This window comes from Pseudomonas fluorescens (genome assembly GCF_001902145.1).
GTDB lineage: Bacteria > Pseudomonadota > Gammaproteobacteria > Pseudomonadales > Pseudomonadaceae > Aquipseudomonas > Aquipseudomonas fluorescens_BV.
The window spans coordinates 91,980-106,426 of the sequence record NZ_MRST01000027.1 but is presented as its reverse complement, the minus strand read 5'-3'; the positions used below and the strand labels follow the sequence as shown (position 1 = coordinate 106,426).

The window sequence follows — 14,447 nt, the reverse complement described above, 5'->3', positions numbered from 1 at the left end:
TGCGCGACCTGGCGACGGTGCAGGGCGCCTTCAACCAGTGGCACGCCGAGAGTGGGCGGCCGATGTGTCAGTTGTCGATGATGTTGGCCTATACCGTCAACCATTGAGACCGCGGTGATGCCTTCGCGAGCAAGCCCGCTCCCACAGGGGAACGCATTCCACCTGTGGGAGCGGGCTTGCTCGCGAAGACTGACTTTCAGGCGCCCGGGGCTTCGGCCAGTCGCCGATTCAACTGATGCCGCCAGCGCACATACAATAACGCCGTGCAAAACACCGCCAGGCTCGCGAGCATTTCCAGCACACCAAACCACTGGCGGTTCGGGTCATATGCCGCCAGCGCGCCCTTGATGAAATACAGGTTCACCACAAAGCACATCCACGAATGCCCGCGTGCGCTGCCCATCAGCATGCCTGGCGCAAGTATCAGCAGCGGCACCAGCTCGATCAGCAGGATGACCCACGGTCGCGCCCCATGCAGGTCGGCGACAAACAGGTAGTACACGCACAACAAGCCCACCAGGCCCAAAAACGCCAGCAGGCTCAGCACGCGTGCCACCTTGACCCGCGGCTCCAGCCACTCCCGTGGCGGCAGGACCTTAGGCTTCCTGGCCACGACCGTTCTCCAGCAGCGTGGCAGTCTTGGCCAGGCGCAGGCCCAAGGCCCGGCACAGGGTGATTTCATGTTGATCGAGCATGCGCTTGCCGTCTGGCCCGGAATGGTGGCTGGCGCCATACGGCGTGCCGCCGCCCTGGGTGTCGAGCAGGGCCTGTTCGCTGTAGGGCAGGCCGGTGATCAGCATGCCGTGGTGCAGCAGCGGCAGCAGCATCGACATCAGCGTGGTTTCCTGGCCGCCGTGCAGGCTGGCGGTGGAGGTGAACACGCCGGCCGGCTTGCCGACCAAAGCGCCGGTGAGCCACAGGTTGCTGGTGCCATCAAGGAAATACTTGAGCGGCGCGGCCATGTTGCCGAACCGGGTCGGGCTGCCCAGGGCCAGGCCCGAGCAGTGCTTCAGGTCGTCCAGGCTGGCATACAGCGCGCCTTCGTCGGGAATGCTCGGCGCCACCGCTTCGCACTCGGTGGAAATCGCCGGCACGGTGCGCAGCCGCGCTTCCATGCCGCCTTGCTCGATGCCCCGGGCAATCTGCCGGGCCATCTCGCTCACCGAGCCGTTACGGCTGTAATACAACACCAGCACATAGGGCGTAGTCACGGCAGGATCTCCAGCACGTTCTCGGGCGGGCGGCCAATGATGGCTTTGTCGGCCGTTGCCAGGATCGGGCGTTCCATCAGTTTGGGATGGGCTGCGATGGCGGCGATCAGTTGGGTGTCGCTGAGGCTGGCGTCGGCCAGGTTCAGGGTTTTGTATTCGTCTTCGCCGGTGCGCAGCAGTTGGCGTGCGCTGAGGCCCAGCTTTTGCAGCAGGGCCTTGATTTGCGCGGCATCCAGCGGGGTTTCCAGGTAGCGCACGACGGTCGGGGTGAGGCCGCGGGCTTCCAGCAGTTCCAGCGCACCGCGGGATTTCGAGCAGCGCGGGTTGTGATAAAGCGTCAGATCGGTCATGTGCGGGTCGCATCTTGCGTAAGGTGGCGGGTATTCTACCTGCGCTGGCGCCTGTCCTTAAACCGTAAGAGGCGATAGGCCGCAGCCAACGTTCATTTTTGCGAAGGAATACCCCATGACAAGGCGACTGATCGGTGCATTGGCGATCATCACAACCCTGCTGCTCAGCGGCTGCGGCAACGATTACGGCGTTGATCAATATGGTCAGAAAGTGGCGGCCGAACGCCTGGACAAACAGTGGCTGGTGGTCAACTACTGGGCTGAATGGTGTGGCCCGTGCCGCACGGAAATCCCCGAGCTCAATGCCCTGGCAGAACAGTTGAAAGGCCAGAATGTCGGGGTGTTCGGCGTCAACTTCGACAATGTGCAGGGTGAGGAACTGAAGGCCGCCAGCGACAAGCTGGGGATCAAGTTCACGGTGCTGGCCCAGAACCCGGACGGGATCTTCGAGATTCCGCGCAGCGAGGCATTGCCGGTGACCTACATCATCGATGACAAGGGCAAGGTGCGTGAGCAGTTGATGGGTGAGCAGACAGCGGAAGGGGTGTTGGCCAAGCTCAAGGCGCTGCGCGGTTAAAACAACACCTCAAATCAAATGTGGGAGGGGGCTTGCCCCCGATAGCAGTGTGTCAGTCAATACATCTGTTGACTGTTACGCCGCCATCGGGGGCAAGCCCCCTCCCACATTTAGATCCCATTAAGGCAAGGGCTGGATATCAACCTTCTTCGAGCCACAAGCGGATCGGCTTGCCCTCGGCTGGCCAGAACCGCGTCTGCTCGATCGGCGAGATGTCCCAGCGCTGCACGCCTTGCAGGGCCTGGAAGAAGCGATGCTCTTGCTCCATCAGGGCCTCGGCGCACATTTTTCGGGTGCTGCCGACCGGGCCGAAGCTGAGCTTGTCGCCTTCGACAGTGTACGGCGCAAACCAGTGGTTGCAGCCGCCATTGCCATAGGCGCGGCCATCGGCACCCAGGGTGACGGTAAGGTGCGCGTAGTCCATCAACGGCCGCTCACCGATCCATTCCACTACATAGCTGTGGTCGCGCTCGAGCTTGGCGCCATCGGCGGCGCAGCCTGCCAGGCCTACGCCGATTGCGGCGAGCAGCAGCCGGCCTTTCATTGCGCGGCCTGCTGGCATTTCGGGCAGCGGTGCTTATCGCCTTCGCTGGCCCAGCCCAGTTCTTTGATACGCGCGTTGGCGGCCGGTTGCAGCGGTGCCTTGGTCAGCTTGGTTTCTACCGCGAATTCAAACTCCAGCACGGCGTCGCAGCTGTCGCAATTGACCTTCCAGGTGTGAATCTCCAGTTCGCCGAACTTCGGCCCTTGGGCCATGGCGACCCACTGGCCCGCCGGGCGGATGGAGTAGCGCGCGTCACCTTCGACCGTCAGGCGCATCGACAGGGTTTTACTGCCGCGCAGGCTGACGATCAGGACGTCGCCATGTTTGATCGAACCACCGTTGCCGGTGACCTGGTAACGGCCCGGCACCAGGGCACGGCATTCGATCAGGGTGTGTTGCGGGCTCAGCAAGCTGAAGCGGAAATCGTGTTCGGCCATGGATCCTCCAAATAGGCGCGGCATCCTATCACGGGTGTCGGCCTATCATGAGCCTGGTATGTGACCACTGATCATCCCTCCACCAGGTTCTGTGCGCGACCATCGGCCCACGCGGCAATGTTGGCCAATGTGGTGCCGGCAATCGCCGCCAGGGCTTCACGGGTGAGGAAGGCCTGGTGCGCGGTGATGATCACGTTGGGGAAGGTCAGCAGGCGGGCGAGCACGTCATCCTGCAGGGGCAGGTCCGAGCGGTCCTCGAAAAACAATTGGGCTTCTTCTTCGTAGACGTCCAGCCCCAGATAGCCCAACTGGCCCAGCTTGAGCGCTTCAATCAGTGCCGGTGTATCGACCAGGCCACCGCGCCCGGTATTGATCAGCATCGCGCCGGGTTGCATCTGCGCGAGCGAGCGGGCATTGATCAGGTGTTTGCTGTCGGCGGTCAACGGGCAGTGCAGGCTGATGATCTGCGCTTCGGCCAACAGTTCAGGCAGGCTCACGTAGCGGGCGCCAAGGTCCCGCACCTGCGGGTTGGGGAAGGGGTCGTAGGCCAGCAGTTGGCAGCCGAACCCAGCCATGATCTTGGCGAAGGTCGCGCCGATCTGCCCGGTGCCGACCACGCCGACCGTTTTGCCGACCAAGTCGAAACCGGTGAGCCCGTGCAGGCTGAAATCACCGTCGCGGGTGCGGTTGTAGGCACGGTGCAGGCGACGGTTGAGGGCCAGAATCAGGGCGACGGCGTGCTCGGCCACTGCGTGGGGCGAATAGGCGGGCACGCGTACGATAGTCAGGCCCAGGCGCTGGGCGGCGGGTAAGTCGACATGGTTGTAGCCCGCCGAGCGCAGGGCAATCAGGCGTGTGCCGCCCTTGGCCAGTTGCTCCAGCACGGGGGCGCTGAGGTCGTCGTTGATAAAGGCGCAGACCACCTCGTGGTGTTCGGCCAGGGCCACGGTATCGAGGTTGAGACGGGCGGGTTGCAATTGCAGTTCCAGGCCAGCCGGCAGCGGTTCGCCGAGGAAACTCTCGCGGTCGTAGGTTTGGCTGCTGAAGAGAATGACGCGCATTAAGAAGGCTCCCTGCAATTTACACATTGGAATACTGACTGAATGTGGGAGGGGGCTTGCCCCCGATAGCGGTACATCAGCGATGGATTCGTCTACTGACACACTGCTATCGGGGGCAAGCCCCCTCCCACATTGTTGATTCGTTGCCCATGAGAACAGGGTCAGGCGCTGACCCTGGCTTCGCTGGCCAGCCGCGCAATCGCCATGTCCAGTTCGTCCAGCGCGGCCATGGCCTTGGCGTCATCCTGCTTGAGCAGGGTTTCGGCGCGTTGGCAGGCTGCTCGTAATTGCGGAACGCCACAGTAGCGGGTGGCGCCGTGCAAACGGTGCACGCGCTCGATCAAGGCGTGGTTGTCATTGGCTTCGCGGGCGTGGGTAATTGCCAGGCGATCAGCCTCCAGGGAGGCCAGCAGCATGGCGAGCATATCGGCGGCCAGGTCGGCCTTGTTGGCAGCCAGGCGCAGGCCTTCTTCGTGATCGAGTACCAAGAGTTGCACGCCCTGGGCCGCGCTTTCGTGGGTGCGCTCCGGGCCTTGGTTACGCAGCGCCAGGCCTGTCCATTTCAATACCACCTGGGCCAATTGCCGTTCGCTGATGGGTTTGGTCAGGTAGTCGTCCATGCCGCTTTGCAGCAGGGCGCGTTTTTCGTTGGCCATCGCGTGGGCCGTGAGGGCCACCACCGGCAGCGGCGTGCCGTGGCGCTCGCTTTCCCACTGGCGGATCGCCTCGGTGCTCTGGCGGCCATCCATGCCAGGCATTTGCACGTCCATCAGCACCAAATCGAAAGTTTCCTGCTTCACGGCGTCGACGGCCGCGTAACCGCTTTCCACTGCCTGCACCTTGGCGCCCATGTCTTCCAACAGGGTTTGCACCAGCAATAGATTGGCCGGGTTGTCGTCCACGCACAGTACCCGAGGGGCACGGCTGGACAACGGTTCACCGGGTTCGCTGCGTGAAGGGCGCGGGCTGATCAGGTCGGCCAGGGAGCGGCGCAGCTTGCGGGTACAGGCAGGCTTGGCCTGCAATTGGCTGTTGGGGTTGGGCACCGACTGGTTGAACAGCATCTGCTCGGTGGTCGGGCACAGCACCAGCACCTTGCAGCCCAGGTGTTCCAGGTCCCACAGGTGTTGATTGAGGCGTTCGGGCGGAATGTCATTGGCGGTGACACCGAGCACCGCCAGGCTGATGGCCTGTTCGGTCTGGTGGGCACTGGTGATGCCGTTGGTCAGGCTTTCCAGGGTATTGAAAGGCGTGACTTCCAGGCCGCAGTCTTCCAATTGATGTTGCAGGGCCTGGCGCGCCAGTTCGTGGTTTTCCAGCACGGCCACACGACGCCCCAATAGCGGCGCGGCGGGCAGGTCTTCGACGTCGTCACGGGTCTTGGGCAGGTTCAGGCTGATCCAGAATTCCGAACCTTCACCCGGTGTGCTGTCGACACCGATTTCGCCGCCCATCTGCTCGATCAATCGCTTGGATATCACCAGGCCCAAACCGGTGCCGCCGGGCTGGCGTGACAGCGAGTTGTCGGCCTGGCTGAATGCCTGGAACAGGGCGCGCACATCCTGGTTGGACAGGCCAATGCCGGTGTCTTGCACACTGATGCGCAATTGCACGCTGTCTTCCTGCTCGTCCTCGATCATTGCCCGGGCCACAATGGTGCCTTCGCGGGTGAACTTGATCGCATTGCTGATCAGGTTGGTCAGGATCTGCTTGAGCCGCAGCGGGTCGCCCACCAATGCCAGGGGCGTGTCGCGGTACACCAGGCTCACCAGTTCGAGCTGCTTGGCATGGGCGGCGGGGGCGAGGATGGTCAAGGTGTCTTGCAGCAAGTCGCGCAGGTTGAAAGGCACGCTGTCGAGCACCAGTTTGCCGGCTTCAATCTTCGAGAAATCGAGGATTTCGTTGATGATGCCCAGCAGGTTATCCGCAGATTTTTCGATAGTGCCCAGGTAATCCAGCTGGCGCGGCGACAATTCGCTTTTTTGCAGCAAGTGAGTAAAACCGAGGATGCCGTTGAGCGGTGTGCGGATCTCATGGCTCATGTTGGCCAGGAACTCCGACTTGATACGGCTGGCTTCCAGGGCTTCCTTGCGTGCCAGGTCCAGCTCGATGTTCTGGATTTCGATGGTTTCCAGGTTCTGGCGCACGTCTTCGGTGGCCTGGTCGATGCTGTGTTGCAGCTCTTCCTGGGCATTTTGCAGGGTTTCGGCCATGCGGTTGATGCCAGATGCGAGCTGGTCCAATTCCTGGCTGCCCAAGGGTGGCAGGCGTGTTTCCAGGTTGCCGTCCTTGAGCTGGGCCACCGCTTGCTTGATCTGGCCAATCGGCGAATTGATGGTACGGCTGATACGCAGGGCGAGGGCGGCGGTGCACATCAGGCCGATGGCGATCAGCAGAAGGCTGGCGAACAGGCTGCGATAGCCGCGCAACAGCATGCCATTGTGGGACAGCTCCACTTCGACCCAACCCAGCAGACGGTCGGCCTCATCGGGAATCAACTCGCCCGCCAGGTTGCGATGGCGGCCAAACACCGGCAGTAGATAGCGGGTGGCGTCGTTGCCGGAACGCTGTAACAGGTGCGAGCTGTTGCCGGTGGGCGGCTGGTTGAGCATGGTCGGGCCGGCGTGGGCCAGGGACGAGCGGTCTGGCGCCAGGAACGACACGGCGCGCACATCCGGCTGTTCCAGGGACTGGGTGGCGATACGCTCCAGCAGGTCGGTGTCCTTGTGGCCCATGGCTGGGGCCACCAGCGGTGCCAATTGCTCGGCGATCATTTCGCCGCGTTGCAGTAGCTGGGTCTGCAACTCCGACAGCTGCATCCAGGTGAAATAGCCGCCCAGCAATAGCGCCATCAGGCTGGTCGGTAATAAGGTCAGCAACAGTACGCGGCCTTTTATCCCCATTCTTCTAAGCACGCCACTCTCCTGCTACCACGTTGTTATCAATCATCCACGCCGGCATCCGGCCAGCGCCACCTGCGCAGTGTAGCCATTTGCGCGGCCTGGAATCTTGCAAATTAATGACATGCGGCAATCTTCGGGCCATTCGGCGCCGGGTGGCGATTGCCTGTGAACGTTTAATCTTGAATAATCAGTGATTGAGAATGACTTGCAGACGCTAATGACTCCCGCAGCAGTTGGCCTACCCAGTATCCTGACCATCGAAGATGACCCTGTGTTGGGCGCCTACGTGCACGAGCAACTGGGCCGCAGCGGTTTCCAAGTGACCTGGTGCCAGAACGGCCAGCAGGGCCTGCAACTGGCCCGCGCCCAGGCCTTCGACCTGGTGCTGATGGATATTCTGCTGCCGGGGCTGGACGGTTTGTCGATCCTCACTCATTTGCGCCAGAGCCACGCCATGCCCGTGATCCTGATGTCGGCCCTGGGCGCTGAAGCCGACCGTATCAGCGGTTTTCGCCTGGGCGCGGACGACTATTTGCCCAAGCCGTTCAGCATGGTTGAACTGTGCGTGCGTATTGAAGCGATCCTGCGCCGCGTTGCCCTGGATCGCCGGCCCGAGCCGACGCGCGCCCCGACACTTGAAGATGCCCGGGTGCTGCACTTTGATGATGAGCGCTGCGATGTGTCCTGCCAGGACCAGTGGGCCGCGCTCACGCGCAGCGAATACCGCCTGCTGGAAACCCTGCACCGCAATACCGAAGAAGTCCTCAGCAAAGCCTTCCTGTATCAGCAGGTGTTGCAGCGCGGTTATGCGCCCCATGACCGCAGCCTCGACATGCATGTCAGCCAGATCCGCCGCAAGCTCAAGGCCATCGGTTACATCGAGCGTGAAGTACGCACCGTATGGGGCAAGGGCTATGTGCTGAGCGGTCACGATGAAGGGCTTTGAGCGACTGCCCGGCAAGCACTCGTTGTTCTGGAAGCTGGCCTGCCTGTTGATCGCCTTCTGTTTGCTGATGATTTGGCTCAGTTGGTCGTGGGGCCGCTACATGGAGCAGCAGAGTGCGTACCTGTCCGACAAGTCGCGGGAGATTCTCAATGGCTATGCCGCGGGTGCCGAACTGGCGTGGAGCACACAAGGCAGCGCGGGCGTAGATGCCTGGCTGCAGCGGATGGCCGAGCGCGAAAGCACTTGGGTAGGGGTGATCGGTAACGACCTGCAGTCCCTGGGCAGCACGCCCTTGAATGACAAGGAAAGCCAGCGCCTGACGTTTTTGCGTGGATTGGATTGGCCGGTCAGCCGGCATGTCATCGGTTTGCCCTGGATGAAAGTACCGTTTCCGGTCGACCCTGGCGCGGGGTCGCTGGTGATCGAGCTGCCGCAGCGCTTTATGCCTGGGCGCTATCAACTGTTCTGGCGGGTGGTTACCAATGGTGTGATACCAGGTCTGTTTACCCTGTTGCTGTGCATCGGCCTTTACCGGTTGTTGATCATGCCCCTCAATCAATTGCGCGAGCAGGCCAATGCCTGGCGTGCGGACCAACTCAATACGCGGATGTCCCTTGATGCCACCAGCCGCCAGGATGAACTGGGCGAGCTGGGTCGCGCCTTTGACCATATGTCCGAACGCTTGCAGGGCACGGTGCGTTTGCAGCAGCAGTTGCTGCGCGATATGTCCCATGAACTGCGCACACCCTTGAGCCGCCTGCGGGTAGCCTGCGACAGCGAGCAAGACCTGGCCCGACTGCGCGAGCGCCTGGGTCGGGAAATCGACGCCATGCAGCGCCTGGTGGAAGACAGCCTGCAACTGGCCTGGCTCGACAGCGAAACTACGCCGTTGCCCCAGGAAGACATTCAGCTCCAGGCCTTGTGGGACATATTGCGCGAGAATGCTTGTTTTGAAAGCGGTTGGCCCGCATCGCGCTTGCCGTGCCTGTTACCCGCCGACAGTTGGGTGCGTGGCAACCTCAATGCACTGGCCCAGGCTTTGGAAAATATCCTGCGCAACGCCATACGCCACTCGCCCAAGGGCGGCTACGTGCAACTCGACGGATGTCGGGAGGGGGACTATTGGCATATCTGGCTGCAGGACCAGGGGGCAGGGATTGCTGAGGATGATCTGGAGCGCATCTTCGCGCCCTTTACCCGCCTGGACGGCTCGCGGCCCGGCGATGGCGGTTTCGGCCTGGGGCTGAGCATTGCCCGCAACGCCGTGCAGCGCCAGGGCGGTCGCTTATGGGCGGAAAATACCGGGCAGGGTCTGCGGGTGCATTTGCGTTTGCTGGCCCGTTAGCGCTCAGCGCCGGCGCAGTTTGCGTTTTTTCCACTGGTGCGCCACCCACCAGCGCCAGTACGCCATGGTCAGGCAATAAGCCAAGGCGCCCAATACCACCCCCAATACCACCGAACCCAGCAGGAATGGCTGCCAAAGTGTGCTCAGCTGGCCGCTGATCCATTCCCACGTAAGGTTATCGGGCAAGCTGCGTGGCGGCACATTCATCAGCCAGGCGCCGGTCATATAGGTACAGATGAACACCACCGGCATGGTGATGGGGTTGGTCAACCACACCAGGCTGATGGCGATAGGCATATTGCCGCGCACCGAAATCGCCAGGACCGCGGCAAGCAACATCTGCAACGGAATCGGGATAAACGCCGCAAATAAACCCACCGCCATGGCGCGAGCCACTGAGTGCCGGTTCAGGTGCCAGAGGTTGGGGTCATGCAGCAGCGTGCCAAGAAACTGTAATGACTTGTGTTCCCTGATACTGCTGGGGTCGGGCATGTACCGTTTGAATAAGCGCCGGGGCATAAGGGGTCCAGGTCAATTCGAGGGGCAAGTATGCCCGGATTCTATAAACAGAAAATTCAGACTTTGTGACAAAACATCATAGGCGCTGTCGTTCAGCCGGCTAAGACTGAGTGGATCACTGGAAAAGGATGATCCATGAAGACAGGGATGTTGGCGTTGGCGCTGGGGTTGCTGGCGTTGCGTTGGTTGCCGGTGTTGCCGCCTGGCGCCGGGTTGTTGGCCATGCTGGTGCTGGCCTTGATGCTGTTGCCTTTTCGGTCCTATCCCGTGGCGTTCTTTCTGGTGGGCTTGAGTTGGGCTTGTCTCAGCGCGCAGCGGGCGCTGGATGATCGGCTGCAGCCGGCCCTGGACGGGCAGACTCGCTGGGTGGAGGGGCGTGTGGTGGGCTTGCCTCAGCAGACGGGTACGGGCGTGCGCTTTGAACTGGCCGACGGCCGGTCGCGCAAGGTTCGGCTGCCCAAACGTATCCGCGTGTCCTGGCACGGCGGGCCAGTGGTGAACAGCGGTGAACGCTGGCGTCTGGCGTTGACACTCAAGCGGCCTGCGGGCCTGCTCAATTTCCATGGGGTCGACTATGAAGCCTGGCTGCTGGCCCAGCGTATCGGTGCCACGGCAACGGTAAAAGACGGTGAGCGTCTCGCACCGGCCCGCAATGCCTGGCGCGATGCTGTTCGCCAGCGCCTGATGGCGGTGGACGCCCAGGGCCGCGAGGCGGGCTTGGCGGCGCTGGTATTGGGCGACGGTTCCGGCCTGGCGCCTGAGGATTGGCAGGTGTTGCAGGACACGGGCACGGTGCATCTGCTGGTGATTTCCGGGCAGCACATCGGCTTGCTGGCGGGGTTGATCTACGGATTGGTCGCGATGCTGGCGCGCTATGGTTGCTGGTCCCGAACCTGGCCGTGGCTGCCGTGGGCGTGCGGTCTGGCATTTGGCGCGGCGTTGGGTTATGGGCTGCTGGCCGGGTTCGGCGTGCCGGTGCAACGGGCCTGCATGATGGTCGGCCTGGTGCTGCTGTGGCGTCTGCGTTTCCGCCATTTGGGCGTGTGGTGGCCGTTGCTGCTGGCACTGAACGGCGTGCTGGTACTGGAGCCCTTGGCCAGCCTGCAGGTGGGGTTCTGGTTGTCGTTTGCGGCGGTTGCGGTATTGCTGTTGGCGTTCGGCGGGCGCCTGGGGCCGTGGAGCGCCTGGCAGGTGTGGACCCGGCCCCAGTGGTTGATTGCCATTGGTTTGTTTCCAGTGTTGTTGGTGCTGGGTTTGCCCATCAGCCTCAGCGCACCTGTGGCCAATCTCCTTGCCGTGCCTTGGATCAGCCTGGTAGTGCTGCCTTTGGCGCTGCTGGGCACGGCGTTGCTGTGGGTGCCGCTGGCTGGGGAGGGGTTGCTGTGGCTGGCCGGTGGTGCGCTGGGCGGATTGTTCAAAAGCCTGGGGCTGCTGGCCGCGCAATTACCGGCCTGGGTACCCGCCGAGGTACCTTTGGGGTATTGGTTGGTTAGCCTGGTTGGCGCGGTGATTTTGCTGCTGCCCAAGGGGTTGCCGTTCCGGGTGCTGGGCTGGCCCATGCTGTTGATGGCTGTATTTGCGCCCAGGGAGTGGGTGCCCCACGGGCAGGTAGATGTGGTGCAACTGGACGTCGGCCAGGGGCAGGCACTGATCCTGCGCACCCGTCATCATACGTTGCTCTACGATGCCGGGCCGCGCTCGGGGCCTGTCGACCTGGGCGCGCGCGTCGTGTTGCCGTCGTTGAAAAAGCTCGGGATAGGCCAGTTGGACATGATGCTGCTCAGCCATGCCGATGCCGATCACGCAGGGGGTGCGGCGGCGGTGGCGCGGGGGTTGTCCGTCAAGCGCGTGGTGGGCGGCGAAACCGAGGGCTTGCCAGACTTTCTCGCCACCCAGCCCTGCACCAGCGGCGAGCGGTGGGAATGGGATGGGGTGTCATTTCAATTGTGGCAGTGGGCTGATGGGCTTGATGGCAATCCGAGGTCTTGTGTGTTGCAGGTCGAGGCCAATGGAGAACGCCTGCTGCTCACCGGTGACATTGATCGCGCCGCCGAACAGGCTTTTCTGGCCTCTTCGCTGGCGGTCCAGACCGACTGGCTGCAAGCCCCGCACCATGGCAGCCGCAGTTCGTCGTCCTGGCCGTTCCTGCAGCGGCTGGCGCCCACATCGGTGTTGATTTCCCGCGGGCGCAGCAATACGTTCGGTCATCCTCATCCGCAGGTCCTGGAGCGCTACCAAGTGTTGGGCAGCCGGGTGTACGACAGTGCCGAGCAGGGTGCCGTACGCCTGCGCCTGGGGGCGTTTCTGCCACCGATGGTTGCGCGCAGTCAACGCCGTTTCTGGCGCGAACCGTTACCGTAATCGCGTGTTACCAAAGACTCGAGCCGCAACAGGCGGGTGTGTAGCCGACGAACCCCGCTGTCGAACCTATATGTTAAAGTGGCGCACTTTTTCGAGGGGGCATTCACTGTGTGGGAATTGGTCAAATCCGGCGGCTGGATGATGTTGCCGATCATTCTGAGTTCCATCGCTGCACTCGGTATCGTTGCCGAACGCCTGTGGACCCTGCGCGCCAGTCGCGTCACCCCCGAGCATCTGCTGGGGCAGGTCTGGGGCTGGATCAAGAACAAGCAGCTCGACAAGCAAAAACTCAAGGAGCTGCGCGCCAATTCGCCGCTGGGTGAAATCCTCGCCGCCGGTCTGGCCAACTCCAAGCATGGTCGCGAGATCATGAAGGAGTGCATCGAAGAGGCGGCCGCCCGGGTCATCCATGAACTGGAGCGCTACATCAACGCCCTTGGCACTATCGCCGCCATGGCGCCGTTGCTCGGTTTGCTCGGCACAGTACTCGGCATGATCGATATCTTCAGCTCGTTCACAGGCTCGGGCATGACCACCAACGCAGCGGTCCTGGCCGGGGGGATCTCCAAGGCGTTGATCACCACCGCAGCCGGCCTGATGGTGGGTATCCCTTCGGTGTTCTTCCACCGCTTCCTGCTGCGTCGCATTGATGAGCTGGTGGTCGGCATGGAGCAGGAAGCCATCAAGCTGGTGGAGGTGGTGCAGGGCGACCGTGATGTAGACCTGGTCGAGGGCAAAGCGTGAAATTTCGCCGCAAGCAACGGGAAAATGTTGATATCAACCTCGCGTCGTTGATCGATGTGGTGTTCATCCTGCTGCTGTTTTTTGTCGTGACCACCACCTTCACTCGGGAAACCCAGTTGCGTGTCGACCTGCCCGAAGCGGTGAGTGGCTCGCCTGCCGAAGACCAGCAAGTCAAGCAACTGGACATCGCTATCAGCGCCGAAGGGGTGTTTTCGGTGAATAACCAGTTGCTGGAGAAAAATGACCTTGCCAGCCTGATGGAGGCGTTGCAGAAGGAATCTGGTGGCGACACCCAGTTACCGCTGTCCATCAGCGCCGATGGCAAAACCCCGCACCAGGCCGTGATCACCGCCATGGACGCTGCCGGCAAGCTCGGTTTCAGCCATTTGCGCATGACCACCGTCGAGGCGGCGAGCCCGCCCTGATGGCCATCTCCGACCGTTTACTCAAGGCATGGTACGAAGGTCATCCAGCACTAGTGTTGCTGCGACCGCTGGAATCGCTGTATCGCCGTGTGGTTCAACGTAAGCGTGCGCGCTTCGTGGCGGGCGAGGGCGAGATTTATCAGTCGCCTGTGCCAGTGATCGTGGTGGGCAATATCACGGTGGGAGGCACCGGCAAGACGCCGTTGATCCTATGGTTGATCGAGCACTGCCGACGCAACGGCTTGCGCGTAGGCGTGGTCAGTCGAGGCTACGGTGCCAAGCCGCCGCAGTTGCCGTGGCGGGTCGAGGCTGGCCACAGTGCCGAGGTGGCCGGTGATGAACCCTTGTTGATCGTGCAGCGCAGCGGTGTACCGTTGATGATAGATCCTGACCGCAGTCGTGCGGTAAAGGCCCTGCTGGCCAGCGAGCCCCTGGACCTGATCCTCTCCGATGACGGCCTGCAGCACTACCGCCTGGCCCGCGATCTTGAACTGGTGCTGATCGATGCCGCCCGTGGTCTCGGCAACCATCGGTGCCTGCCTGCCGGGCCGTTGCGCGAACCGGTGGAGCGCCTGCAGAGTGTGGACGGGGTGCTTTATAACGGTGCCGTTACAGACCGTGAAGATGGCTTTGCCTTCCGCCTGCAGCCCACAGCACTGGTTAACCTGGGCAGCGGCGAGCGCCAGCCGGTCACCTATTTTCCGCAGGGCCAGCAGGTGCATGCGGTGGCCGGCATAGGCAATCCGCAACGTTTCTTCAATACCCTTGAAACGCTACACTGGCAGGCGCTACCCCATGCTTTCGCCGATCACGCGCCCTACAGCGCCGAGGTCTTGAATTTCACCCCGTCATTGCCGCTGGTCATGACCGAAAAGGACGCGGTGAAGTGCCGCGCCTTTGCCCAGCCCGACTGGTGGTACCTTGCGGTGGATGCGGTACCGTCGCCGGCGTTCGTCGCCTGGTTCGACACGCAGCTGATGCGTCTGCTGCCCAACCGTCTCTTGCCTTAAAACGCTTTTTTCCA

15 protein-coding genes and 1 pseudogene are annotated in these 14,447 nt (G+C 62.3%); 8 read left to right on the top strand and 8 right to left on the bottom strand.

The genetic code is table 11. From position 1 onward, the window contains the following. Window positions 1–107 (top strand): annotated as a pseudogene (locus BUE92_RS28270) (DNA-3-methyladenine glycosylase I); the annotation flags it as partial. Window positions 108–196: 89 nt separating this feature from the next. Here the strand turns inward: BUE92_RS28270 and BUE92_RS23460 are convergent. The 3 genes from BUE92_RS23460 to arsC are packed head-to-tail and all read right to left on the bottom strand — an operon-like array spanning window position 197 to window position 1,561. Continuing rightward, on the bottom strand, window positions 197–613 hold the full coding sequence (locus BUE92_RS23460; RefSeq protein ID WP_073526579.1) for a DUF2069 domain-containing protein: 417 nt from the start codon (window positions 611–613) through the stop codon (window positions 197–199). Beyond that, the gene (gene wrbA / locus BUE92_RS23455; protein WP_014718885.1) at window positions 597–1,211 is read right to left on the bottom strand and encodes an NAD(P)H:quinone oxidoreductase; all 615 of its coding nucleotides are present in this window, start codon (window positions 1,209–1,211) and stop codon (window positions 597–599) included. Before wrbA ends, BUE92_RS23460 begins: the two co-directional genes overlap by 17 nt. Then, complete coding sequence (gene arsC / locus BUE92_RS23450; RefSeq protein ID WP_073526578.1) at window positions 1,208–1,561, bottom strand: arsenate reductase (glutaredoxin); 354 nt, start codon at window positions 1,559–1,561, stop codon at window positions 1,208–1,210. The genes wrbA and arsC overlap by 4 nt, the downstream gene beginning before the upstream one ends. A 115-nt stretch (window positions 1,562–1,676) precedes the next feature. Here arsC and BUE92_RS23445 point away from each other — a divergent pair, with 115 nt between their 5' ends. After that, window positions 1,677–2,138: a TlpA disulfide reductase family protein gene (locus BUE92_RS23445; protein ID WP_073526577.1), complete on the top strand. Its 462-nt coding sequence runs from the start codon at window positions 1,677–1,679 to the stop codon at window positions 2,136–2,138. Window positions 2,139–2,277: 139 nt separating this feature from the next. On the opposite strand, the gene BUE92_RS23440 is transcribed toward BUE92_RS23445, so the two are convergent. From BUE92_RS23440 to BUE92_RS23425, 4 genes are all read right to left on the bottom strand, one after another. Next, window positions 2,278–2,682, bottom strand: coding sequence for an META domain-containing protein (locus tag BUE92_RS23440; RefSeq protein ID WP_073526576.1), 405 nt, complete (start codon window positions 2,680–2,682; stop codon window positions 2,278–2,280). Then, the gene (locus BUE92_RS23435) at window positions 2,679–3,119 is read right to left on the bottom strand and encodes a hypothetical protein (RefSeq protein ID WP_003192054.1); all 441 of its coding nucleotides are present in this window, start codon (window positions 3,117–3,119) and stop codon (window positions 2,679–2,681) included. Before BUE92_RS23435 ends, BUE92_RS23440 begins: the two co-directional genes overlap by 4 nt. Before the next feature lie 71 nt (window positions 3,120–3,190). Beyond that, on the bottom strand, window positions 3,191–4,180 hold the full coding sequence (locus BUE92_RS23430) for a 2-hydroxyacid dehydrogenase (protein WP_073526575.1): 990 nt from the start codon (window positions 4,178–4,180) through the stop codon (window positions 3,191–3,193). Between the two features lie 161 nt (window positions 4,181–4,341). Further along, window positions 4,342–7,095 (bottom strand): response regulator, encoded by a 2,754-nt coding sequence (locus tag BUE92_RS23425; RefSeq protein ID WP_073526574.1) that lies wholly within the window; start codon window positions 7,093–7,095, stop codon window positions 4,342–4,344. Between the two features lie 205 nt (window positions 7,096–7,300). On the opposite strand from BUE92_RS23425, the gene BUE92_RS23420 reads away from it, so the two are divergent. Together BUE92_RS23420 and BUE92_RS23415 are read left to right on the top strand one after the other, a co-directional pair. Beyond that, window positions 7,301–8,029 carry a response regulator transcription factor gene (locus BUE92_RS23420; RefSeq protein ID WP_073526573.1) on the top strand — a complete coding sequence of 243 codons (729 nt, stop codon included), beginning with the start codon at window positions 7,301–7,303 and terminating at the stop codon, window positions 8,027–8,029. After that, the gene (locus BUE92_RS23415; protein ID WP_073526571.1) at window positions 8,016–9,374 is read left to right on the top strand and encodes a sensor histidine kinase; all 1,359 of its coding nucleotides are present in this window, start codon (window positions 8,016–8,018) and stop codon (window positions 9,372–9,374) included. The genes BUE92_RS23420 and BUE92_RS23415 overlap by 14 nt, the downstream gene beginning before the upstream one ends. Before the next feature lie 3 nt (window positions 9,375–9,377). On the opposite strand, the gene BUE92_RS23410 is transcribed toward BUE92_RS23415, so the two are convergent. Beyond that, window positions 9,378–9,893 carry a DUF2062 domain-containing protein gene (locus BUE92_RS23410; RefSeq protein ID WP_003192045.1) on the bottom strand — a complete coding sequence of 172 codons (516 nt, stop codon included), beginning with the start codon at window positions 9,891–9,893 and terminating at the stop codon, window positions 9,378–9,380. Window positions 9,894–10,028: 135 nt separating this feature from the next. On the opposite strand from BUE92_RS23410, the gene BUE92_RS23405 reads away from it, so the two are divergent. The 4 genes from BUE92_RS23405 (at window position 10,029) to lpxK (ending at window position 14,433) form a co-directional block, all read left to right on the top strand. Then, window positions 10,029–12,254 carry a DNA internalization-related competence protein ComEC/Rec2 gene (locus BUE92_RS23405; protein WP_256673998.1) on the top strand — a complete coding sequence of 742 codons (2,226 nt, stop codon included), beginning with the start codon at window positions 10,029–10,031 and terminating at the stop codon, window positions 12,252–12,254. Between the two features lie 108 nt (window positions 12,255–12,362). Continuing rightward, the gene (locus BUE92_RS23400; protein ID WP_034128146.1) at window positions 12,363–12,998 is read left to right on the top strand and encodes a MotA/TolQ/ExbB proton channel family protein; all 636 of its coding nucleotides are present in this window, start codon (window positions 12,363–12,365) and stop codon (window positions 12,996–12,998) included. After that, window positions 12,995–13,423, top strand: coding sequence for an ExbD/TolR family protein (locus tag BUE92_RS23395; protein ID WP_014718877.1), 429 nt, complete (start codon window positions 12,995–12,997; stop codon window positions 13,421–13,423). Before BUE92_RS23400 ends, BUE92_RS23395 begins: the two co-directional genes overlap by 4 nt. Continuing rightward, complete coding sequence (gene lpxK / locus BUE92_RS23390; protein WP_073526566.1) at window positions 13,423–14,433, top strand: tetraacyldisaccharide 4'-kinase; 1,011 nt, start codon at window positions 13,423–13,425, stop codon at window positions 14,431–14,433. Before BUE92_RS23395 ends, lpxK begins: the two co-directional genes overlap by 1 nt. The last annotated feature ends 14 nt before the right edge of the window (window positions 14,434–14,447 follow it).